This window comes from Pseudomonas sp. Sample_21 (genome assembly GCF_004307525.1).
GTDB classification, from domain to species: Bacteria; Pseudomonadota; Gammaproteobacteria; order Pseudomonadales; family Pseudomonadaceae; genus Aquipseudomonas; species Aquipseudomonas atacamensis.
Map to the genome: position 1 here is coordinate 21978 of NZ_RCNZ01000126.1, position 24312 is coordinate 46289.

General features: G+C 60.7%; 14 protein-coding genes. 10 read left to right on the forward strand and 4 right to left on the reverse strand.

Features of this window, described 5'->3' with window-relative positions; genetic code table 11:
• Nucleotides 1–368 precede the first annotated feature (368 nt).
• From D8U71_RS24425 to D8U71_RS24460, 8 genes are all read left to right on the forward strand, one after another.
• Nucleotides 369–1892 carry a fumarate hydratase gene (locus D8U71_RS24425; protein WP_024014122.1) on the forward strand — a complete coding sequence of 508 codons (1524 nt, stop codon included), beginning with the start codon at nucleotides 369–371 and terminating at the stop codon, nucleotides 1890–1892.
• A gap of 199 nt (nucleotides 1893–2091) precedes the next feature.
• Entirely contained in the window at nucleotides 2092–6573 is a 4482-nt protein-coding gene (locus D8U71_RS24430) for a SpvB/TcaC N-terminal domain-containing protein (protein ID WP_130888870.1), read from the forward strand.
• Nucleotides 6570–9353 (forward strand): RHS repeat-associated core domain-containing protein, encoded by a 2784-nt coding sequence (locus D8U71_RS24435; protein WP_130888871.1) that lies wholly within the window; start codon nucleotides 6570–6572, stop codon nucleotides 9351–9353. The genes D8U71_RS24430 and D8U71_RS24435 overlap by 4 nt, the downstream gene beginning before the upstream one ends.
• Nucleotides 9343–11985 carry an RHS repeat-associated core domain-containing protein gene (locus tag D8U71_RS24440; RefSeq protein ID WP_241664255.1) on the forward strand — a complete coding sequence of 881 codons (2643 nt, stop codon included), beginning with the start codon at nucleotides 9343–9345 and terminating at the stop codon, nucleotides 11983–11985. Before D8U71_RS24435 ends, D8U71_RS24440 begins: the two co-directional genes overlap by 11 nt.
• 84 nt (nucleotides 11986–12069) lie before the next feature.
• A complete protein-coding gene (locus D8U71_RS24445) occupies nucleotides 12070–13830 on the forward strand; it encodes an ATP-binding protein (RefSeq protein ID WP_130888872.1) in 1761 nt (586 codons plus the stop codon).
• Nucleotides 13830–15158: a sigma-54 dependent transcriptional regulator gene (locus D8U71_RS24450; RefSeq protein ID WP_130888873.1), complete on the forward strand. Its 1329-nt coding sequence runs from the start codon at nucleotides 13830–13832 to the stop codon at nucleotides 15156–15158. The genes D8U71_RS24445 and D8U71_RS24450 overlap by 1 nt, the downstream gene beginning before the upstream one ends.
• Nucleotides 15159–15535: 377 nt before the next feature.
• Nucleotides 15536–16855, forward strand: coding sequence for an MFS transporter (locus D8U71_RS24455; RefSeq protein ID WP_024014128.1), 1320 nt, complete (start codon nucleotides 15536–15538; stop codon nucleotides 16853–16855).
• Between the two features lie 135 nt (nucleotides 16856–16990).
• Nucleotides 16991–17620 (forward strand): flavin reductase family protein, encoded by a 630-nt coding sequence (locus tag D8U71_RS24460; RefSeq protein ID WP_071173402.1) that lies wholly within the window; start codon nucleotides 16991–16993, stop codon nucleotides 17618–17620.
• On the opposite strand, the gene D8U71_RS24465 is transcribed toward D8U71_RS24460, so the two are convergent.
• Entirely contained in the window at nucleotides 17621–17863 is a 243-nt protein-coding gene (locus D8U71_RS24465) for a hypothetical protein (RefSeq protein ID WP_016773447.1), read from the reverse strand.
• A 43-nt stretch (nucleotides 17864–17906) separates the two neighbouring features.
• A complete protein-coding gene (locus D8U71_RS24470; protein WP_130888874.1) occupies nucleotides 17907–18260 on the reverse strand; it encodes an antibiotic biosynthesis monooxygenase family protein in 354 nt (117 codons plus the stop codon).
• A 397-nt stretch (nucleotides 18261–18657) separates the two neighbouring features.
• On the opposite strand from D8U71_RS24470, the gene D8U71_RS24475 reads away from it, so the two are divergent.
• Nucleotides 18658–19587, forward strand: coding sequence for an AraC family transcriptional regulator (locus tag D8U71_RS24475; RefSeq protein ID WP_016773445.1), 930 nt, complete (start codon nucleotides 18658–18660; stop codon nucleotides 19585–19587).
• Nucleotides 19588–19834: 247 nt separating this feature from the next.
• Here the strand turns inward: D8U71_RS24475 and D8U71_RS24480 are convergent, their stop codons facing one another.
• Nucleotides 19835–21286 (reverse strand): aldehyde dehydrogenase family protein, encoded by a 1452-nt coding sequence (locus tag D8U71_RS24480; protein ID WP_130888875.1) that lies wholly within the window; start codon nucleotides 21284–21286, stop codon nucleotides 19835–19837.
• Entirely contained in the window at nucleotides 21283–22920 is a 1638-nt protein-coding gene (locus D8U71_RS24485; RefSeq protein ID WP_130888888.1) for a 5-guanidino-2-oxopentanoate decarboxylase, read from the reverse strand. The genes D8U71_RS24480 and D8U71_RS24485 overlap by 4 nt, the downstream gene beginning before the upstream one ends.
• 218 nt (nucleotides 22921–23138) lie before the next feature.
• Here D8U71_RS24485 and D8U71_RS24490 point away from each other — a divergent pair, with 218 nt between their 5' ends.
• On the forward strand, nucleotides 23139–24020 hold the full coding sequence (locus D8U71_RS24490; protein WP_130888876.1) for a LysR substrate-binding domain-containing protein: 882 nt from the start codon (nucleotides 23139–23141) through the stop codon (nucleotides 24018–24020).
• Nucleotides 24021–24312 lie beyond the last annotated feature (292 nt).

Sequence of the window (24312 nt, forward strand, 5' to 3'; positions counted from 1 at the left end):
AAATGCATGACCTGATTGAGCTGCATTGATGCCCGCACCAGGTCCCTGTGGTGAGGGGATTTATCTTCGATGGGCTGCGAAGTGGCCCCTTGCAACCGGTCAATCACACTGAGCCCACAGTTTTACGACTGCTGCGCAGCCGAGCGGGGATAAATCCCCTCGCCACAGGGTCATCCGACCAAAAGCCAATGTGCCCCCACCACCGAGGCGCGGTATACTGCCGCGCCTTTTTAGCGTCGCGCCACAAAGGGACAGCCATAAGCCGCAAGCCTCAAGCGGCAAGCTCAAGCTGTCCGCGTAATGCTTTAACTTGCCGCTCGAAGCTAGAAGCCTGTAGCTTCCCCACCGTTTTCAGAGGAGCGCGACTCATGACCGTGATCAAGCAAGATGACCTGATTCAGAGCGTTGCCGACGCCCTGCAGTTCATTTCCTATTACCACCCCGTGGATTTCATCCAGGCGATGCACGAAGCCTACCTGCGCGAAGAATCGCCAGCGGCCCGTGATTCGATGGCGCAGATCCTGATCAACTCGCGCATGTGCGCCACCGGCCATCGCCCGATCTGCCAGGACACCGGTATCGTCACCGTGTTCGTCCGTGTCGGCATGGACGTGCGCTGGGATGGCGCCACCATGGGCCTGGACGACATGATCAACGAAGGCGTGCGTCGCGCTTACAACCTGCCGGAAAACGTCCTGCGGGCATCGATCCTTGCCGACCCGGCAGGCGCTCGCAAGAACACCAAGGACAACACCCCGGCCGTAATTCACTACTCCATCGTCCCGGGTAACACCGTGGAAGTGGACGTGGCGGCCAAGGGCGGCGGTTCCGAGAACAAGTCGAAAATGGCCATGCTCAACCCGTCCGACTCGATCGTCGACTGGGTATTGAAGACCGTGCCGACCATGGGCGCCGGCTGGTGCCCACCGGGCATGCTGGGTATCGGTATCGGCGGCACCGCCGAGAAGGCCGCAGTGATGGCCAAGGAAGTGTTGATGGAGTCCATCGACATCCACGAGCTGAAGGCCCGTGGTCCGCAGAACCGCATCGAAGAAATGCGTCTGGAGCTGTTCGAGAAGGTCAACCAGTTGGGCATCGGCGCCCAGGGCCTAGGTGGCCTGACCACCGTGCTCGACGTGAAAATCATGGACTACCCGACCCACGCTGCCTCGCTGCCGGTGTGCATGATCCCCAACTGCGCCGCCACCCGTCACGCACACTTCGTGCTCGACGGTTCCGGCCCGGCCTCGCTGGAAGCACCACCGCTGGACGCCTACCCGGAAATCGTCTGGGAAGCCGGCCCATCGGCCCGTCGCGTCAACCTCGACACCCTGACCCCGGAAGAGGTGCAGAGCTGGAAGCCGGGCGAAACCGTGCTGCTCAACGGCAAGATGCTCACCGGTCGCGACGCCGCGCACAAGCGCATGGTCGAGATGCTCAACAAGGGTGAAACTCTGCCGGTCGACCTCAAGGGTCGTTTCATCTATTACGTCGGCCCGGTTGATCCGGTCGGTGACGAAGTGGTTGGCCCGGCCGGCCCGACCACCGCAACGCGGATGGACAAGTTCACCCGCCAGATCCTCGAGCAGACCGGCCTGCTGGGCATGATCGGCAAATCCGAGCGCGGCCCGACCGCGATCGAAGCGATCAAGGACAACAAGGCCGTGTACCTGATGGCTGTCGGCGGCGCCGCTTACCTGGTTGCGCAAGCGATCAAGAAGTCCAAGGTGTTGGCATTTGCCGAGCTGGGCATGGAAGCGATCTACGAGTTCGAGGTCAAGGACATGCCGGTCACCGTAGCGGTGGACAGCAAAGGTGAGTCGGTACACATCACTGGCCCGGCGATCTGGCAGCAGAAGATCAGCGAGAGCCTGGCGGTAGAAGTGCAGTAAGCTTCTGGCGTCATGAAAACGGCCGGTGCATCCGCAAAAATGCCCCGGCCGTTTTTGTGTGTTCAAACCAATTGCGATAAAAGAATCGCCCAAGCACAGAAAACGATCTTGCGCACCTGTCAGATCTGACAGGTCCATTAGCGGCCCACTCCTGTTAGCGTCTATCCATACGCCCTATGTAGCGCGAATGGATTCGACCATGGCCGATCAAGACCTCAGCATCACAGCTCCTTCCATCGCCAGAAGCTCATCGATCGCCACCATCGGCAAAAGCTGGAGCGCCGTTGGGCCGACCGCCTCGGCTGGATGCGAATTGCTGATCCCGCTATCGAGCGGTCGTGGCTACGGTCCGCAAATACCCTTGGCAATCAACAGCCAGAGCGGTAACGGTTCGTTTGGCCTTGGTTGCCACCTGGGCCTGAGCCAGATCAGCCGCCGCACCAACAAAGGTGTTCCACGTTATACCGAGCACGATGAAATCATCGGGCATGACGGCGAGGTGTGGATGCCAGAGCTCGATGATGCCGGAAACCTGAAGTCGCGCACGGAACACAGCTACAGAGACCGCCCCATTGCCGAACACAACGTCGTGACTTACCGGGCGCGGATCGAAAGTGATTTTTCCCTGCGCGAATGCTGGCATCCGGCTGACGGCGGAGCCCCTTTCTGGCTGATCCACGGCGCCGACGGTACGTTGCATGTCTACGGCAAAACCACCGCCTCACGCCGTGCCGACCCCGACGACCCATCACGCATCAGCAGCTGGCTATTGTGTGAAAGCATGAACGCCCATGGCGAACACATCTGCTACGAGTACAAGGCCGACGATCAGCCTGACGAGCAAGACCCGATTCACGACTACCGCGCCCAGCGCTATCTGCGACGAGTGTGTTACGGCAATGCCACGGCGAGCGATCACCTTTACAGCTGGGACACTGACCGACCGACGGATCTGCCATGGCATTTTCAACTGGTGTTCGATTACGGCGAGCGCAGCAATTCGCTGACGGAGATTCCGAGCTACGAGGAAGTGAACCGCTGGCGGCTGCGGCCTGATCCGTTTTCCACCTATGGCCAGGGTTTTGAGCTGAGCACCCGCAGGCTCTGCCAGCAAGTGTTGATGTTTCATCACTTCCCCGGGGGCCTGGCGACAGAGGCAAAACTTGCACGTCGCCTGCTGCTGGAATATCGACCGATCCAGAACACTGCGCAGTGGGCCTACAGCCAGATCAGCGCGGCGCACTATCAGGCCTTCGATGCGCAAGGCAATGTCGAGCACTCACCGCCGCTAGAGTTCGAATACTCGCCCTTCGAGATCAACAAGGCACCCGCACGCCTGTTGGAAAACGAGACTCAACCGGGCATCGAAGACGGCGGGTTCTATCAATGCGTCGATTTGTATGGCGAGGGCGTGCCGGGCTTTCTCTGCCGCTACGACAACGCCTGGTATTACCGAGAACCGCTACGCGCGGCGCCTGGTACCGAACTGATCGGTTACGGCCCATGGGTTTTGCTGGACAGGATCCCGGTGGCAGATCGCAACCGCGCCGTGGCGCAACTGCTTGATCTGACCGGCGACGGCCGCCTGGACCTGATCATCGCCCGGTTGGGTTACTGCGGGTTTCATGCGCTGAATGCGCAGCGGCAATTCGAACTGTTCAGCGCGTTCGACAAGTTTCCCCGGGAACACCAGGATCTGACTTTGACCATGGGGGATTTCAGCGGCGACGGGCTGATGTCAGCGGCCAGCATCAGCCCCGACCGCGTGCGCCTCTATGCCAGCCTGCGCGAAAAAGGCTTCGCCGCCGCACAGGAAATACCCCATGAATACGCAGACGACCGTCTGCCGGTGTTCAGCAACTCGCGAACCGAACTGGTGCTTCTGGGCAACCTGCTCGGCAGCGACATGCCCGAGCTGTGCCGCATCCGCCATGACGAGGTCCGCTGCTGGCCGAATCTTGGTCATGGCAAATTCGGTCAAGGTCGCAAGATCAGCGCCCTGCCCTTCACCCATGAAGAATTCGACGCCTCGCGGGTACGTCTGGCCGATCTCGATGGCTCCGGCGCGCCGGCATTGATCTATCTCAAATCCGAAGGGTTCGACATTTACCTGAACCGGGGCGGCAACGGCCTGGAGCAGATTCCCGTCAGCGTGCCGTGGCCTGAAGGCGTGCGCTATGACCGTTTGTGCCAGGTCAGTTTCGCCGACCTGCAAGGCCTCGGTTGCGCCAGCCTGATTCTGACGGTGCCGCATATCCAGCCGCGGCATTGGCGCTACGATTTTGTTGCAGCCAAGCCCTACCTGCTGGTCAACAGTAACAACAACATGGGCTGTTCCAGCAGCGTGACTTATCGCAGCTCGGCTCAGGAATGGCTGGATGAAAAGGAGCGGCTGCTGGCACTTGAGCGTGCACCGGTATGTCACCTGCCCTTTCCGCTGGCCGTGGTGAAGAAGCAGGAGCAGCACGACGAGATCACCGGCAACCGGTTGACCCAGTCGTTCACTTGGCGCGAAGGGTTCTACGACGGCAGGGAGAGGGAATTTCGCGGGTTCGGCTACTTGCAGCAACTTGACTGCGAGGTTGGAACCGATCCTTCAGAGCCTGGCTTCAGCGAGCCGGTGCAAACATGCACCTGGTTTCACAACGGTCAGGAAATCAATCGCTCCCGCGACGATTATTTCAGCGCGGATGTGAACGCCTGCCCGTTGGGCGAAACCCTGTTCAGTCGTTACCACCCCAAAGGTGAAATCGATGAGCCCGTCACTCCGGAGGAGTCCGACAGTCGCTATCGGATTGCGCAGGCACTGGTTGGCTCGGTCGCTCGAACAGAAATTTTTCCCTACCGCGCCGATGCGCAGGCGCCCGGTGCAGCCGCACTGTACTCGGTAGAAGAGAAGCGCTATCTGGTTCGCGAGGTGCGGCCACAGGGTCCATATGCCGCAGCCGTTCTGCTGCCCCTTCAGGTCGAAGCCATCAGCTATCAGTACGACGGTTTTATCAACGACCCGCTGTGCCGCCACGATGTCACCCTGCGCTGGAACGCTTATGGCGCCGCGACCCACGCACTTACGGTGAGCTATGCGCGCAGGTTGACCGCCCAGAGCCCGCCCCCCTTCACCGAAGACCATCTGAATCAATGGTGGTCCGACGCTCACGACGAGGCGCAACAATACTTTTACATCAGTGAAACCCGTGCACGTCTGATCAATCTGCCAGAGCCACAGCAATGGCGATTGGGCTTGCCGTATCTGGAACGGGGCGATGCGCTGAAATTGGCCAAAGGTACGCTCCCCGGCGAGTTGAACCCGGCACGGGTGTCTTTCGAATCACTGAGAGAGCTGCAGGATACGCAAGAATGGGCCATGGAAAGGGTACTGACTTCGCAATCCATACAGCGTTATGTGGACGTAGAGGGTATTGAACTGGATGACGGCGTCGCCGGATTCGAAGCGCTGTCGCACTCTCTGGAGCTTGCCCTGCTGGATAAAACCGCGCTGGACGCTTACAGCATTGTGCCGGACCTGAATATCCGCGAGGCCCTCGCGGCAATTGGTTACTCACCCATGGCGCTGCTGTTCGAAGCACCGCCCAGCGAGGAACCAAACCTTTGGTCGTCGCGGTTCAATCTGGCCCGGTACGGCGGCTTGCAAGCGTTCTACAACGTGCTCGATTTCAATGAAACGCCAAGCCATGGCGTGACCAAAGCCGAATACGATCAACACTATCTGACAGTCATGCGCATGGAATTGCCCGACGGTTGTGCCGTCCAGGTCGCGGAGTTCGATTATCACGCCCTGAAACCCAAGCGAATCACCGACGCCAATGACAACACTGAAGAAGTCATCTACGAGCCTTCCGGTCAGCCGCTGGTCATCAGCTTTCACGGTACCGAGAACGGCAAACCTGCCGGATTCGACAAGCTGACCGATGACTGGACCTTGCCGGATCCCAGTCCGGAATACGCCATTCAGTTTCCGGAAGATACCGTAGGACACGCAGCGAGCACTCTGCACAAAAACCTTTTCAGCTGGATGGGCCTGATACCCGCCTCCACACTTCAAAGCCGCTCGATCAAGCAAGGTGACCTGTTGCCCGGCGGGCATATCCGTGCCAGCGCACGTCGCCGGCTTGCGCGAAATCCCGGCCCGACGCCTGAAGACCAGCAATTGCTCACGGCCATTGAACTGGCTTACCGAGAACCGGTTCACACCGTAGTGCTCAGCGCCGACCGCTATCCGTACGACGCCATAAAGGCGCAGATCCAGATCGTCAAAACCTGCGTCGACGGCTTTGGTCGGGTACTGCAAACCCAGCAGAAGGTCGATCCGGGGTTGGCTTATGTGGTGGGTGAGGATGGTCAATTGCTGATCGAAGAAGGTGAGCAACCGACGCAGACACGCTGGCGCATCAGTGAACGCGTCGAATACAACAACAAAGGTCTGCCGCAGCGCCAATACCGGCCGTTTTTCGCCAACACCCACCGCTACGTCAATGATCAATCGCTGCGCCAACTCGGGTTGTTCGATCAGCTGTTCTATGACGCAGCGGGGCGTCCGATCAAGCTGATCAATGCCAAGGGCGACTTTTCCCGCGAGACTTATCATCCTTGGTATCACGCCAGTGAGGACTTCAACGACACCGCTGAAGAGCTGGTGTCTACGCGTGGGTCAGGCTCATGACCGCCTCCGCGCATTGGCGCACGCCTTCGCTGACCGTCAGCGACGGGCGTGGCCTGCCAGTCCGTCAGGTCGCTTATTTGCGTACCGTGGCGGGTGACACGCCGAAAGCTCTCGTGACTCGCCAGCGCCACGATGTCGCCGGGCGTCTGGTCGCGCAACAGGATCCGCGCCTGCCGACAGCAAACACAACCAGCGTGTTTGCGCTGAACGATATCGCCGTGTTTACCAACAGCCGGGATAGCGGCTGGCGCCTGCTGCTGCCGGGCAGGGCCGGGGAGCCCGGACACCGTTGGGATGAGCGCGGCCACGTCTGGCAGTCGACCTTCGACGAGCAATTGCGCGTGGTGCAGCTCGAAGTTTCGGGAAACGGCGAAAATCAGCTCGATACCTTCACGTACGCCCCAGGCTCTGCCGAAGCAGACTCCAACCTGCGCGGCCGGTTGATCCGGCAGACAGATCCGTCAGGTTCGCTGGACATCACCGGCTATGCCCTCACCGGACAGGCACTGGTGGAAAAGCGCACTTTTCACGATAACGAAGCGTTCACCAGCCATCAGGTGTTCAGTCCGCTTGGCGCCGTGCTTGAACAGACCGATGCCGGCGGCCATCGCAGAGCATCGCGCTATGGTCTTGCCGGGCAGCTCAGGCAAATGGAGCTGCAAGTCGAGACGAAAGTCACGCAGGTCTTGCTGGATGCGCAGTACAACGCGAACAATCAGATCATCTCGCAGCTGGCCGGTAACGGTGTCCTGAGTCAGTGGACGTATGACCCGGCCGACGGACGCCTGCATACGCGCACCAGTCAGAAAACTGCTCACCCCAGATTGCAGGATCTGCAATATTTCTACGATCGCATCGGCAATATCATCCGCATCGAAGACCACGCCTTCGAGCCCGTCTGGTTCGCCAATCAACGGGTCGACGGCCACCGCGAATTCAGCTACGACTCTTTGTACCGGTTGGTCCGCGCGACCGGTCATGACGACGCGCTGCCCCCGGACATTCCCGGCCCGCCGCGACCGCCCGACGAGAAAAACCGCCTCAATTACACCCAGACGTATAGCTACGACGATGGCGGCAATCTGACCGAATTGCGTCATCAGCGCGACGGCAACAGTCGTACCCGCACGATGTACATCGACCAGAAAAGCAATCGCGGGGTGCGTTGGGAAACGGGCGACGAGCCGCCGGACTTCGGTACCTGGTTCGACCCGCACGGCAATCAACGCAAGCTGCGCCACGGTCCGTCATTGCAATGGAGCAGGCGTGATGAGCTGGAGCGCGTGGATCTGGTTATCCGTCAGGACGGCGATAACGATGCCGAGTATTACCAGTACAGCGCCGGCCAGCGGGTCCTCAAATGTCATGAATGGTTCACCGACAAGGTCCGCCATTTCCACCAGGTGCGCTACCTGCCGGGGCTGGAAATTCGCAGCAAGGACAACGGCGAGGAGCTGCACATCATCAGCCTCGGTAACGCGCGCTGCCTGCATTGGGCGCAACGTTCAGTGCCGATAGACGACCAGATGCGCTACACCCTCGAAGACCACCTCGGCTCTTGCGTAATGGAGCTCAATGAAAACGCTGTGGTCACCAGCGCAGAAGGCTATTACCCGTTCGGCGAAACCGCGTGGATGGCGCCGGAATCGGAAATCGAATACCGCTTCATCCGATATTCCGGCAAGGAAATGGATGTCAGCGGTTTGTACTACTACGGCGCCCGGTATTACGCGCCGTGGTTGCAGCGTTGGGTCAGTACTGACGCCGAGCAGGCGGACGGCCTGAATTTATATGCATTCGTGGGAAATAACCCGATCCGTTTCATCGATCCGGACGGCAACAAGCGTGCAGAAGGCGTGATCATGCTGTATTCGGCGTTCGCATCCGCCGTGGAAGGGCATTCCGAAGAAGTACTGGGACAGCTGCACAACATCATTCATCAGGATGTTGCACTGAGCATGGCAATGAATCTGGCGGGAGAAACCCTCAGAGGCGTTATCGGTTATGAGGGTGGATCCATCGGTGGTACGCAATTTGACACCATGATCCCCGCTCTTGAAGTAAAGCCGAATGTGTTGAAACCCTCAGGCTTGATCGGCGGCAACATCGGTGGAGATGTCGCCGCAGCTATTGGCGAACCACTGGCTGACCATGTCAGGCTTCGCGTCGGTCCTTTGATACCGCAGACCTCGCAGATGTCCGTCAGCGCGATTGATCAAAGTCTGGGAATTCAGGAATCGGTCAGGGAGATCAACTCCTGGAAAGACTTCAGGAGGGAGCTGCTCCATCCAGCACTCAATGCGATCACCAACCCAGTGTTTTTGATGAACAGAGTATTCGGATCGGTAATCGCCATCATTCCCGGCGCACTGAATATCGGAAGTCGGGCGCAGGAAGCACAGGACATCAAGAACCGCCTCGACCCGGTGAAAATCGAAAAGATCGAGAAAATGCTCAGCGACTGGAAAGCAGCCATCGAAGAACGGTCTGCATGGGCAGAAAATGCCTTTGATGCACTGGGCGTTGACAGTGTTTCGCCCGCCAATGTGCTGCCGAATGCGAACAGCAACACGTCCAGCGAAACGTTGGCGGTCATCACGCGTTCCGGCCTGCAGCAAAGGAACCGGGCTGTACTTGCGAACATCGCGCAAGCGCAGGCCGGCCTCGCGCATTACAAAGAGATGGGGTCGACGGACAACCAGTATTTGGCAAGGCAGCGACATCTGGCATCGAAAAAAACTGGCAGTCCACTGGTTGCCAAGTTTAAAAATGGACGATGAAACCATGCACTTGCGCACGCCGTCCTTATCGGCCACTGACGGTCGAGGCTTTACTGTCCGGCAGGTCGATTACCTGCGCAACCTGGCCGGCGCCTCCCCCAAAGCCCTCGTGACTCGCCAGCAATACAATTTGGCCGGCCGTCTGGCACTGCAGCAGGATCCGCGTCTGGCCGTTGCCAACGTCAGCACCGTTTACGCGCTGAACGGCGATGCGCTGTACACCGCCAGCGTTGACAGCGGCCAGCGTTTGATGCTGCCCGGGTTGGCCGGCGAGCCAGTGCAGCGATGGGACGGCCGCCACCAGCATTGGCAGTCGTCGTTCGACGAGCAACTGCGCGTGGTGAAGCTCGAGATGACCGGCAACGACAAGACACAACTCGATACCTTCACCTATGCCGACGGTTCTGCCGATACAGGTAACAACCTCCGTGGCCAGTTGATCCAACGGACAGATGCCTCCGGTTCGTTCGAAGTTGCCAGCTACGCTCTCACCGGCCAACCACTGCAAGAGACCCGCCTGTTTCACGACGGCGCATCTTTCGCCAGCCATCAGGTATTCAGCCCGCTCGGTACCATGCTCGAGCAAACCGACGCCGGCGGGCATTGCCGGCAATCGCGCTACGGAGTCGCAGGACAGCTTAAAACAGTGGATCTGCTGATCGGAGGCACAGAACGGCACCACGTATTGCTGGCTGCGCACTACAACGCCAATGGCCAGATCATCGAGCAACAGGACGGCAACCTGGTGCTCAGCGAATGGACCTACGATCCAGCCGACGGACGCTTGCGCACCCGGATCAGCCATAAGCCCGGCCAACCCGCATTGCAGGATCTGCAATATTTCTACGATCGCGTCGGTAACATCACTCGCATCGAAGACCACGCCTTCGAGCCCGTCTGGTTCGCCAATCAACGGGTCGACGGCCACCGCGAATTCAGCTACGACTCTTTGTACCGGTTGGTCCGCGCGACCGGTCATGACGACGCGCTGCCCCCGGACATTCCCGGCCCGCCGCGACCGCCCGACGAGAAAAACCGCCTCAATTACACCCAGACGTATAGCTACGACGATGGCGGCAATCTGACCGAATTGCGTCATCAGCGCGACGGCAACAGTCGTACCCGCACGATGTACATCGACCAGAAAAGCAATCGCGGGGTGCGTTGGGAAACGGGCGACGAGCCGCCGGACTTCGGTACCTGGTTCGACCCGCACGGCAATCAACGCAAGCTGCGCCACGGTCCGTCATTGCAATGGAGCAGGCGTGATGAGCTGGAGCGCGTGGATCTGGTTATCCGTCAGGACGGCGATAACGATGCCGAGTATTACCAGTACAGCGCCGGCCAGCGGGTCCTCAAATGTCATGAATGGTTCACCGACAAGGTCCGCCATTTCCACCAGGTGCGCTACCTGCCGGGGCTGGAAATTCGCAGCAAGGACAACGGCGAGGAGCTGCACATCATCAGCCTCGGTAACGCGCGCTGCCTGCATTGGGCGCAACGTTCAGTGCCGATAGACGACCAGATGCGCTACACCCTCGAAGACCACCTCGGCTCTTGCGTAATGGAGCTCAATGAAAACGCTGTGGTCACCAGCGCAGAAGGCTATTACCCGTTCGGCGAAACCGCGTGGATGGCGCCGGAATCGGAAATCGAATACCGCTTCATCCGATATTCCGGCAAGGAAATGGATGTCAGCGGTTTGTACTACTACGGCGCCCGGTATTACGCGCCGTGGTTGCAGCGTTGGGTCAGTGCCGATCCGGCGGGGGATGTGGATGGGTTGAATCTGTATGGATTCGTCGGTAACAACCCGATCGTTCATGTCGACCAGACCGGTGCCTTCAAAGTGGTGTTTGACCTGATCAGAAAAGCGGTGGGTATTTTTGATCAAGCGCAAACTGCGGCGGAGCAATTGCACAACCTGACCACCGAGTTCGATGGCCTGATTCCTGAAGGCCAGAACATCGAGGAGGTGCGCAAAAGCATGACGTTCGGCAAATTCATCACCTCCCGGGCCGGCATCAAATCGGTCTTTTACGGTATCGGCAAAGGCATCGCCATCGGCAGTGTCATCGGCACCGTGGTACCCGGAATCGGCAACGCCATCGGTTCCGGCGCAGGGGCAATCGCGGGGGCAATAGTGTTTCCGGTATTGCGTTACCACTTCTTCAAGAAAGGTTTGAAAGCAGCGCAGACACTGCACACCCAAGAGCTCAAGGACGGGCTGAAAACGCTGGGCGACGGCGCTGCAAAAGCCGTCGACGGCGCGGGGGCTCTTCTTGATGAAGGTGCTGCGCTTATCGACAGCATCAAGACCTTCACGGATAACCTCAACAGCTACTCCGAGCACATCCAGAAGATGTTCTATGCCCAACTGGACGCACTGGATGCAGAAAAACAGCGTCAGGTCATGAAGCTGTCCAGGAATGGTGTAGACCCGTTCGAAGCCATCGACAAGGTCATGCAAACCGCACAGGCAATCATCGAAGCGCCGAGCGAGGCGCAAGGCGTGACTGAACGCCTGCAGCAACTGGAGCGCTCGCTCGCTGCCGAACCTCAGGCAAGACCGGTGCCGAAGCCGAGGTTGAATCTTGTGCATCGACGTCAGGTACAGGAGACAGCTGTTTAGCAGACACGGCCGGCGCGAACAGCGCGCCCGGCCATCTCGGCCCATGCTATCGTGCCCGCCCGTCCTGCCGACCTTTGATCCAGCATGCTGCCGACTTCCCGTACCCTGCGTCTGTCGTTGTATTCCCTGCTGATCATCGCCGGCACGGTCATTGCCGCGACGCTCGCGATGCGCCACGCCGAGCGTCAGGCGCTGGAAGAAGACGCGGCCCGCGCCAATCAGCAACTGGGGTTGTACGCCAACTCCTTGCACACCCTGATCGACCGCTATCGCGCCCTGCCCGCCGTGCTGGCGCTGGACCCGCAATTGCGTTCGGCCCTGGCCGGCCCGGTCGATGCTGCGCAGCAAGCGGCATTGAATGTGAAACTGGAAAAGATCAACGGTGCGGCGCAGTCCTCGACCCTTGAACTGCTGGATCGTACCGGCCTGGCCGTGGCCGCCAGCAACTGGCGCTTGCCCAGCAGTTACGTTGGCCACAATTACGGCTTCCGCCCCTACTTCAGCCAGACCCGCACCCAAGGCACCGGGCGTTTTTACGCAGTGGGCGTGACCAGCGGCATTCCCGGCTATTTCCTTTCCAGCGCCGTACTTGGCGGCAACGACGAGTTTCTCGGCGCGATGGTGGTCAAGCTGGAATTTCCCGAACTGGAACGCGAATGGAGTCAGGGCAGCGACACGCTGCTGGTCAGCGATGCACGCGGGATCATCTTTATCGCCAATCAGCCGGGCTGGCGTTATCGCGCCTTGCGGCCGTTGAGCGCCGATGATCTGGCAGAGATCAAAACCACGCGTCAGTACGACAAGCAATCGCTGCTGCCGCTGACCCATTTGCCGCTACGGCGCTTCGATGACAACAGCGATCTGCGCCGGGTCGAAGGTCCACAAGGCACGGCGGACTATCTGTGGGAATCGCTGCCACTGGCGACCGAAGGCTGGACCCTGCACCTGTTGCGCCGCCCGCAAGTGGCCTTCGAAGATTTGCGCAACGCCGCGCTGGCCGCCTCCGGTGTGTGGCTGGCGCTGGTGTTCTTGTTGCTGTTTCTCAATCAGCGCTGGCGGCTGGCCAAGGTCCGTCAGCGCAATCGCGAAGAACTCGAGCGTCTGGTCGAGGAGCGCACCCGCGACTTGCGCACCGCGCAGGAAGGTTTGGTGCAGTCGGCCAAACTCGCCGCGCTGGGGCAGATGTCCGCCGCACTGGCCCACGAAATCAATCAACCGCTGACCGCCCAGCGCATGCAGCTGGCCACCCTGCGCCTGCTGCTCGAACATGGCCGTGTCGATGACGCCTACAAGGCGCTGAAACCGGTGGACGATATGCTCACGCGCATGGCTGCCCTCACCGGCCACCTCAAGACTTTCGCCCGCAAAAGCCCGAGCGGTCTGCGCGAACGTCTGGATCTGGCGACGGTGGTCGATCAGTCGCTGCAACTGCTCGATGCGCGACTGCGTGACGAGCAGGTCAGCCTGGTGCTGCATCTGACCCGTCCGGCGTGGGTGCGCGGTGATGCGATTCGTCTGGAACAGGTGTTGATCAATTTGCTGCGCAACGCGCTGGATGCGATGCAGGGTAAAGCCTGCAAGCGCCTGGAAATCCGTCTGGAGGCCGATGAGCAATTGTGGCGGCTCAGCGTCAGCGACAACGGCGGCGGGATTGCCGAGGAACATTTGGGCCAAGTGTTCGATCCGTTCTTTACCACCAAACCGGTGGGCGATGGTCTCGGCCTGGGGCTGGCAGTATCCTTCGCCATCGTGCATGAATCCGGCGGGCGCCTGAGCGTCGAGAATGGCGACCACGGCGCAGTGTTCAGCCTGACCCTGCCAATCGATCTGGAGGCACACATCTGATGCTCAATTCGGTGATGGTGGTCGACGACGAAAGCAGCATTCGCGACGCCGTTGAACAGTGGCTGAGCCTGTCGGGGTTTCAGGTGCAATTGTTCAGCCGTGCCGAAGAATGCCTCGCCGCGCTCCCGGAACATTTTGCCGGGGTGATCCTCAGCGACGTGCGCATGCCCGGCATGGACGGCTTGCAATTGCTCGCGCAAGTGCAACAGCGCGACAGCGATCTGCCGGTGATTCTGCTTACCGGCCATGGCGATGTGCCGATGGCGGTCGAAGCCATGCGCGATGGCGCCTACGACTTTCTGGAAAAACCGTTCAGCCCGGAAACCCTGCTCGGCAGCCTGCGCCGGGCGCTGGACAAACGCCGCCTGGTCCTGGAAAACCGCGCCCTGCACGAACTGGCTGACAACCGCGCTAGGCTGGATGCGACGTTGCTCGGCGTGTCCCGCGGCTTGCAGACATTGCGTCGGCAGGTGCTGGATCTGGCGACGTTGCCGGTCAACGTGCTGATCCGTGGTGAAACCGGCAGCGGCAAGGAACTGGTCGCGCGTTGCCTGCATGATTTCGGCCCGCGCGCCGGCAAACCTTTCGTGGCGCTGAACTGTGCGGCGATCCCGGAGCAATTGTTCGAGGCCGAACTGTTCGGCCATGAGAGCGGCGCGTTTACCGGCGCCTCGGGCAAACGCATCGGCAAGCTGGAATACGCCGATGGCGGCACGCTGTTTCTCGACGAGATCGAAAGCATGCCGCTGGCCCAGCAGGTGAAATTGCTGCGGGTCTTGCAGGAACAGAAACTCGAGCGGTTGGGTTCGAACCAAAGCATTCGCGTTGATTTGCGTATCGTCGCGGCGACCAAACCGGACCTGCTCGACGAAGCTCGCGCCGGGCGTTTTCGTGAGGACCTGGCGTATCGCCTGAACGTCGCCGAACTGCGCTTGCCGCCGCTGCGCGATCGCCGCGAAGACATTCCGTTGCTGTTCGAGACCTTCGCGCAGAATGCCGCTCAGCGTCTGGGCCGGACCTTTCCGCCGTTGACCGGTGCGCAGCTCAGTCACTTGCTCAGCCATGACTGGCCGGGCAACGTCCGCGAACTGGCCAACGTTGCCGAGCGTCAGGTACTGGGGCTTGATGAACCGGTCGCCGGAATCGACCCGGGGCAATCGCTGGCGGCGCAGCAGGAAGCGTTCGAAGCGCAATGCCTGCGCGCGGCGCTGACCCGGCACAAGGGTGATGTCAAAGCCGTGCTCGAAGAACTGCAACTGCCGCGCCGCACGTTCAATGAAAAGATGCAGCGGCATGGGTTGAGTCGGGAGATGTTTCTGGCGGAGTGAGGCAGAGATTTGTGGTGTAGCTGAAATCCATCCCCCTCACCCCAGCCCTCTCCCCCAGGGGGCGAGGGGGAAGGGAGCCGATCTCCATGCTTTCCCGAATCTGTATTCGACTCGATATTGCAGGTCGATGTAACCCACAAGAACACCTCGGTCAGTCCCCTCTCCCTCTGGGAGAGGGCTAGGGTGAGGGGCTTTTGATCTTCACGCGGTAAGCGGAAATCCGCTCACTCAGCCCAATCAGTCGGCACAAATCCGCTCACTCCTCCCCGCCACCCCTTCTAAACCGGCCCCTCACCCCTTGGCACACCTCCTGCTATAGCCCTGGCAGGCTGCGTTCCGACGCGCTCCACAAAAACAATTAAACGAAGGATCCTTCAATGGATAACTCCAACGCCCTGCCCCTTGGGTCGGCTGCCGTGCCGGCCAAACCGAGAACCACCGCCAGCCGGATCAAATCGATCTTCAGCGGCTCTGTCGGCAACATGGTCGAGTGGTACGACTGGTACGTGTACGCCGCCTTCTCCCTGTACTTCGCGAAAACCTTTTTCCCCGCCGGTTCCACCACCGCGCAACTGATGAACACCGCAGCGATCTTCGCCGTGGGCTTCCTGATGCGTCCGATCGGTGGCTGGCTGATGGGCATGTACGCCGACAAGGTCGGGCGCAAGAAAGCGCTGATGGCCTCGGTATACCTGATGTGCTTCGGCTCGCTGCTGATCGCCCTGAGCCCGAACTATGAAACCATCGGCATCGGCGCGCCGATCCTCTTGGTATTCGCCCGCCTGCTGCAAGGCCTGTCGGTCGGTGGCGAGTACGGCACCTCGGCGACTTACCTGTCCGAGATGGCGACCAAGGAACGTCGCGGCTTCTTCTCCAGCTTCCAGTACGTGACCCTGATCTCCGGCCAGCTCATCGCCCTCGGCGTCTTGATCGTGCTGCAAAACATGCTGACCACCGAACAGCTCTACGCGTGGGGCTGGCGTATTCCGTTCGCCATCGGCGCGCTCTGCGCAGTGGTAGCGCTGTACCTGCGTCGCGGCATGGAAGAAACCGAGTCGTTCACCAAGAAAGAAAAATCCAAGGAAAGCGCCATGCGCACCTTGATGCGCCACCCGAAAGAGCTGTTGACCGTGGTCGGCCTGACCATGGGCGGCACCCTGGCGTTCTACACCTACACCACCTACATGCAGAAGTATCTGGTGAACACGGTCGGCATGAGCATCTCCGACTCGACCACCATTTCCGCCGCCACGCTGTTCCTGTTCATGTGCCTGCAACCGATCATCGGTGGCCTGTCGGACAAGATCGGTCGTCGCCCGATCCTGATCGCGTTCGGCGTGCTCGGTACGATCTTCACCGTGCCGATCCTGATGACCCTGCACACCATCCAGACCTGGTGGGGCGCGTTCTTCCTGATCATGGCGGCGCTGATCATTGTCAGCGGCTACACCTCGATCAACGCGGTGGTCAAAGCCGAATTGTTCCCTACCGAAATCCGCGCCCTGGGCGTCGGCCTGCCGTACGCGCTGACCGTGTCGATCTTCGGCGGCACTGCCGAATACATCGCGCTGTGGTTCAAGAGCATCGGCATGGAAACCGGTTACTACTGGTACGTCACCGCGTGCATTGCCGTGTCGCTGCTGGTGTACATCACCATGAAAGACACCCAGAAGCATTCGCGGATCGTGACTGACTGACGGGGCTACATCGCTGGCAGGCCACAAAATCTGTGTCCTGCCACGAACCCTACGGGGTCTCGCGTCTGGCTGGAAATATGCGCCGGGTCCTTGCACTATGGCTGCATCCGAATGCAGCTCAGGAATCCGTTACCCATGCCCGATGACATCCACTTCTACGAACCCGCCAACGGCCACGGCCTGCCTCACGATCCGTTCAACGCCATCGTCGGCCCGCGGCCCATCGGCTGGATTTCCTCGCAGGATGCCGAAGGCCGGCTCAATCTCGCGCCGTACAGTTTCTTCAACGCGTTCAACTACGTGCCGCCGATCATTGGTTTTTCCAGCGTCGGGCGCAAAGACAGTCTGAACAACATCGAGCAGACCGGAGAGTTCGTCTGGAACCTCGCCACGCGCCCGTTGGCCGAGCAGATGAACCAGAGCTGCGCGATGGTCGCGCCTGAGGTCAACGAGTTTGAACTGGCAGGGCTGACGACCGTGGCGTCAAAGGTGATTTCGGTGCCACGGGTCGCCGAAAGCCCGGTGTCCTTCGAGTGCAAGGTCACGCAGATCATCCAGCTGCAACGCGCCGATGGCGAAACGGTGCCGAGTTGGCTGATCCTCGGTGAAGTAGTCGCGGTGCACATCGCCAAATGGCTGCTGAAGGACGGCATCTACGACACCGCCGCCGCACAACCGATTTTGCGCGGCGGCGGGCCGGCGGATTATTTCCAGCTGGGGCCTGAGGCTCTGTTCAAGATGTGGCGCCCGGGCGCACAGAAGTAATTACCAGATCAGCTCGGCGTCATCGGTGACGCCCTTGAGCTTGTCCAGCTCGTTGATGGCTGCGTCATCGGCAGCAATGGCGCCGGGGAACACCTGCTCATCGAGCAACTTGTGAAAGCGTGGGGCGCCGCCATCGACCAGGGCCTTGACCGCGATCGCCGCGTAATAACCCTTGTTGCCGCCCAGCTCGACGGGGACGACTGCGGAGACTGCTTCGAAGCGTTCAAACTCTTTACGTGCCATGTCGCGGATCCTGGCTCAATCAAATAAGCCGGACATTAAACCCTCAACCGGCGAGTTTGTGTATCGGCGCGACGCATTGACCGAGGGCCTGCGCGGCGGAAACGTCCCTGAAGGTGTGGAAGTCGAGGCTGTTGACCACCAGGTCCTGGACCAGCTCGGCGAAGACTTCCATCGACGGACTGTTGAAATAAGTCGTCATCATTTGCTGACTGCTCCAGTAGCCGCTGACCAGCCACAGGTCGGCGTCGCACTGCGATTGTTGCAGGGAAAAACTCAGGCAGCCGGGCGCCGCGCGCGAGACCTCGATCAACGCGCTCAGGCGCACGCCGAGTTCCGCCGAACGCCCGGCCTGGGCACGAACGAAGGCCATATGACTGACAGGCATTTGCTTGGACATGATCAACCCTCCATGAAATCGCGTGGCAGCCGGGGGACGGGCTGCGACTGAAGCAAAGATTAAGGGCCGGGGCCGCCGCGCCGTTAGTCGATTCCTGCCTTCGCGTTGCACAATCCTGCGAGACTGCGCAGACGACCTGTAACAACCTGTAAACCCGCGCAACACGTCTGTCATACGGGTTTTGTGTAGGCGCTGCCGAAGGCTGCGATCTTTTGCTTTTGCCTTGAAGATCAACGGATCGCAGCCTTCGGCAGCTCCTACGGAATCGTCTGGCGGGAGACCTGCGTGCACCTGCGGGCAGAATCAGGCAAGCATTTGGCAGAATGTGTCTACCGCTGCTGCTTGCACAAACATATGCTCTGCTGCATTCCCCCCTCACTTGCCGAGGATGCCGTGCATGACGTCATTCGATCGTTTTCAAGCCGAACCCAGCGCCGACATGGAAAAGCAGCGCGCGGAACTGGCGGCGATCATCCGCCGCAACACCAGCGACGATGGCAGCTACCAGACCGCGATCGGTTCGCTGGTGATGTCGCGCCACACCCAGTCCCATGACTTTGCCCCGGTACTCGCGCAGCCGGCGCTGTGCATCATGGCGCAGGGGCGCAAAGAGGTCCGCCTGGCCGATGAGTTCTTCAACTACGACCCGCTGAATTATCTGGTGGTGTCGGTTTCGATGCCGCTCAGCGGCCGGGTGGTCAATGTCTCGCCGGAAGAACCGATCCTCGCCGTGCGCCTCGACATTGACCCGACCGAAATCACCGCGCTGATCGCCGACGCCGGCCCGATGGGCGTGCCGACCCGGCCGACCGGACGTGGTCTGTACGTGGAAAAAATCGACAGCGCCATGCTCGATGCGGTGCTGCGTCTGGCCCGGCTGCTCGACGCGCCGAAAGACATCGCCATGCTCGCGCCGCTGATTCGCCGGGAGATTCTCTATCGCCTGCTGCGTAGTCCGCAGGGTCATCGTTTGTATGAGATTGCGATTGCCAACAGTCAGAGCCATCGCATCAGCCAGGCCATCAAATGGCTCAACGGCAACTTCGAGCAGCCGCTGCGCATCGATGATCTGGCGCGGGAAGTGAACCTCAGCGTGTCGACGTTGCATCACCGTTTCAAGGCGATGACCGCGATGAGTCCGTTGCAGTACCAGAAGCAATTGCGCCTGCAAGAGGCGCGGCGGCTGATGTTGACCGAAGGCCTGGAAGCCTCGGCGGCGGGGTATCGGGTGGGCTATGAAAGTCCGTCGCAGTTCAGCCGCGAATACAGCCGCCTGTTTGGCGCGCCGCCGTTGCGGGATCTGGCGCGGTTGCGGCTTTCGGTGTGACTCCATAGAAGCCCCTCACCCTAGCCCTCTCCCAGAGGGAGAGGGAACCGATTGTGGGATATTGGAGAGGTTCATCGACTTGCGATATCGGTGCTGAATCCGGAATCAGCCAAGCCAGGCCAACCCGCCGTTGGATTGATGACCTTCAAATCCATAATCGACTCGGTTTTTCAGGTCGACGGAGAACGCAAGACACCTCGGTCAGCTCCCTCTCCCCCTGGGAGAGGGCTGGGGTGAGGGCAGGCTTCTACACCGCTCGCACGACGTGCTTGATCTCCAAAAACGCCGCCAACCCCCAAGGCCCCAGTTCGCGGCCGACACTGCTCTGCTTGTACCCACCCCATGCCGTCTGCGGGAAGATCACCTGCGGAGCATTGATCCACACCAGCCCTGCCTGCAAGGCATTGGCCACGCGATCCGCCGTTGCAGCATCGCGCGTCACCACACTCGCGACCAGGCCGAACTGCGTGTCGTTGGCCAACGCAATCGCCTCGCTCTCACTGGCGAAACCGCGCACACACACCACCGGCCCGAAAATCTCTTCACGCCATAACGCGCTGTCCAGCGGCACGTCGGTGAACACCGTCGGTTGCAGAAAATAACCGCGCGGCAAATGCGCCGGACGATTGCCGCCGCACACCAACCTCGCCCCGGCGCTCAAACCGCGATCAATATGCCCAAGCACCCGCTGGTACTGCGCCTGATTGACCAGCGCGCCCATCTCCACATCCGCATCAAACGGATCAGCGACTCGGATCGCCTCCGCACGTTTTTGCAGGCGCTGAAGAAATTCATCCATCAATGCCTCGGCAACCAGCACCCGACTGGTGGCCGAGCACATCTGCCCGGCATTGAAAAACGCCCCACCACACGCCAGTTCCACCGCCAGATCCAAATCGGCATCCGCCAGCACCAGCAAGGAAGATTTGCCACCCAGCTCCAGGCTGACACCCTTCACGGTTTCAGCAGCGCGTTGCATCACCTGCACACCAACAGCGTTGCTGCCGGTAAAGGAGATCTTGGCAATGCGTGAATCGGCCGACAACGGCGCGCCCACCGCCAGACCAGTGCCGCAGACCAGATTGAACACGCCGTCGGGCAAACCGGATTCAGCGATGATCGCGGCCAGTTCCAGCTCCGGCAGCGGCGTCACTTCAGAAGGTTTCAGCACCACGCAGCAACCGGCGGCGAGCGCTGGCGCCAGTTTCCATGCGGTGGTGACCATGGGGAAATTCCACGGCACGATCAGCCCGACCACACCGCATGGCTCACGACGCAGGCGTGCGCTGAAGTCATCGCTGGGCAGCGGCACGTTGCTGTCCTGCCCGGCGTCGAAGCCTTCGGCGAGTCCGGCGTAATAGTCGAACGTGGCGATCACGTCATCGACATCGATGGCCGCTTCGAACTGCGGTTTACCGTTGTTGCTCGACTGCAGGTTCATCAAGTGATCGCGACCGTTGCGCACGCCGTTGGCAATGTTGCGCAGGATCGCAGCGCGTTCGGCGCCGGTGGTTTTCGACCAGTGTTCGAACGCCTCGGTCGCCGCGCTGATCGCCTGGTCGACGGCGTGTTCGTCACCGCCATTGACGGTGGTCAGCAGCGCTTCGGTAGCGGGGTTGATCACCCGTAGATGTTCGCGGCCCGACGACCATTGACCGTTGATGTAGAGCCCGTCGAGTGTGGTTGGAAAACTGATCATTGGGCCACCGCCTGCATCCACTGGTTCTGGTCGATTTCAATCAGCGTCGGGCCTTGCCGGTCCGTCGCTTTACGCAGCGCTGCGCGCAATTCGTCGATGCTGCTGATGGCTTGCGCGGCGCAACCGAGGCCCTTGGCCACGGCGACGAAATCCGGGGTGTAGATGTCCACGCCGACCGGTTCGATGGCGCGGTTGACCATGTACTTTTTGATCTCCTCGTACCCCTGGTTATTCCACAGCAGCACGATCACCGGCACCCGTGCTTCAACGGCGCTGGCCAGTTCCGGCAGGGTGAACTGCAAGCCGCCGTCGCCGATCAGGCACACCACTGGCGGGCGCGCGCCGTTATCGAGTTGGCCGCCGAGCCACGCACCAATCGCCGCCGGCAACGCATAGCCGAGGGTGCCGTAACCGGCGGATGCGTTGAACCAGCGACGCGGACGCTCGGGGTTGAACGTGAGGTTGCCGGTGTACACCGGTTGCGTGGAATCGCCGACGAACACCGCTTCGGGCAATTCGTGCAGCACGGTTTCGAGCAAACGCGTCTGCGCCAGCGTTGGTGCATCCCAGCTCGCCGCCAATTCATTACGCAGACGCGCGGCGCGGACCTGGCCCCAATCATTGCGGCGCTCGGCCAGCGGTTGGTGCGACAAGGCGCTGAGCAATGCTTGCGCGGCGTTGCGCGAATCAGCGACCAGTGCGATGTGCGGCGGGTAGTTGCGCACGGTCTGATCGGCATCGATGTCGATGCGCAGCAGCTTGCCGGGAATCTCGAAGCCGCCGGCGAAGGTCACGTCGTAATCGGTCTCGGCCAGCTCGGTGCCGATCGCCAGCACCACGTCGGCTTCAGCGACCAGTGCGCGGGTGGCGACCAGGCTCTGCGTCGAACCGATCAACAACGGATGACTGGTCGGCAGCATGCCTTTGGCGTTGATGGTCAGCGCCACTGGAGCGTCGAGCAGTTCGGCGAGTGGGGTCAGCTGGGGCGCTGCGTCGATAGCACCGCCGCCGGCGAGAATCAGTGGACGTTGCGCCGTGGCGAGCAGTTCGCTCATGCGGGCCACGGCAGCCGGTGCGGCGCCGGCGCGATCGATATTCACCGGCAGGCTGGCGAGCAACTCATCGGCCTCTTCCACCAGCACGTCCAACGGAATTTCGATGTGCACCGGACGCGGTCGCCCGGCCTGGAACAGCGCGAAAGCGCGAGCAAGCACCACCGGCAGTTCGGCAGCGGACATCAGCGTGTGCGAGAACGCTGCGACGCCGCCGACCAGTGCGCTCTGGTTCGGCAGCTCATGCAACTTGCCGCGCCCACCGCCCAACTGACTGCGCGACTGCACGCTGGAAATCACCAGCATCGGAATCGAATCGGCGTAAGCCTGGCCCATGGCCGTGGTGATATTGGTCATGCCCGGGCCGGTGATGATGAAACACACACCGGGTTTGCCGCTGGTACGCGCGTAGCCGTCAGCCATGAACCCGGCGCCCTGTTCGTGACGAGGCGTGACGTGGTTGATGCTTGAACGCGCGAGGCCTCGGTACAGCTCAACGGTGTGCACACCGGGAATGCCGAACACCTGCTCGACCGCGTAATTCTCCAACAGCTTGACCAGTACTTCGCCGCACGTTGCCATGTTGATTGCCCTTTCATTCACTGAACACTCCCTGTGGGAGCGAGCCTGCTCGCGAATAAGCGGTCCAGCCAACATCCGTGTCGAACCTTGAACCGTCTTCGCGAGCAGGCTCGCTCCCACAGGGTCCGTGGAGTGCCCATTGGAACGGTGCGCAACTGGCAGCAACAATCGATTAAAAGTCATACTAGCCATGTCGCCACGTCATACCTCGGATCGCCATGAAACGCCTGCCACCCCTGCCCGCTCTGCATACGTTCTGGATCACCGCGCAATGCTGCAACTTCACTCGCGCCGCCGAGCAGTTGCACATCACTCAGGGCGCGGTGAGTCGGCAGATCGCGGGGCTGGAAGAACAGCTCGGTTATCCGCTGTTCATCCGTCTGGCCCGAGGTCTGGCGCTGACGGCCGAAGGCCGCGAATGGCTGCCGCAAGTGGAAAAGGTCTTCGGGCTGATCAGTGAAGCGACCGAGCAGATCGGTCAGACGCGGCAAACCTTGCAACTCAAGGCACCGAGCTGCGTGATGCGCTGGCTGCTGCCGCGTCTGCTGCAATGGCAGAAGGAACGCCCGGACGTGCCGGTCAAATTGACGGCGTCGCTGCAACACGGCGTGGATTTTCAGCGCGAGCAATTCGACGCCGCGGTGATCTACGGCCCGCCGCCGGACCATTCGCCAGGCGCGCTGCATCTGTTCGACGAGCAACTGACACCGGTCTGCTCGCCGCAACTGCTCAAGGGTTCGCCGGCGCTGAATTCACCGCAGGATTTGCAAGAGCATCTGTTATTGCACCCGACCCACGACATTCAGGACTGGTCGGTATGGCTCGATGCAGCGGGATTGCGCCTGGGCAACCTCGGCAGCGGGCAGCATTTCGAAACGCTGGATCAGGCGATGTCGATGGCCTCCCATGGCACGGGTGTGGCGATCGGGGACTGGTCGCTGATTGGCGATGATCTGAACGCAGGACGGCTGGTGATGCCGTTTGCGTTGAAGGTGAAGACGGGGTTGGCGTATTACGTGGTGGTGCCTGCCGCAGCCGAACCCTCGCCGCAACTTGAGGAGCTGATGCTCTGGCTGGTTGAGCAGGCTCATTTGCGCTGAAGCCTCTCCCCTCACCCTAGCCCTCTCCCCAGGGAGAGGGAACTGATTGGGGATACTCAAGAAATTCATCGACCTGACACAGCCACGCCGAATCCACAATCGACACGGTCGTTCAGGTCAATGCGTGACCCAAGACAACTCGGTCGGCTCCCTCTCCCCCGGGAGAGGGAACTGATTGGGGATACTCAAGAAACTCATCGACCTGACACAGCCACGCCGAATCCACAATCGACACGGTCGTTCAGGTCAATGCGTGACCCAAGACAACTCGGTCGGCTCCCTCTCCCCCGGG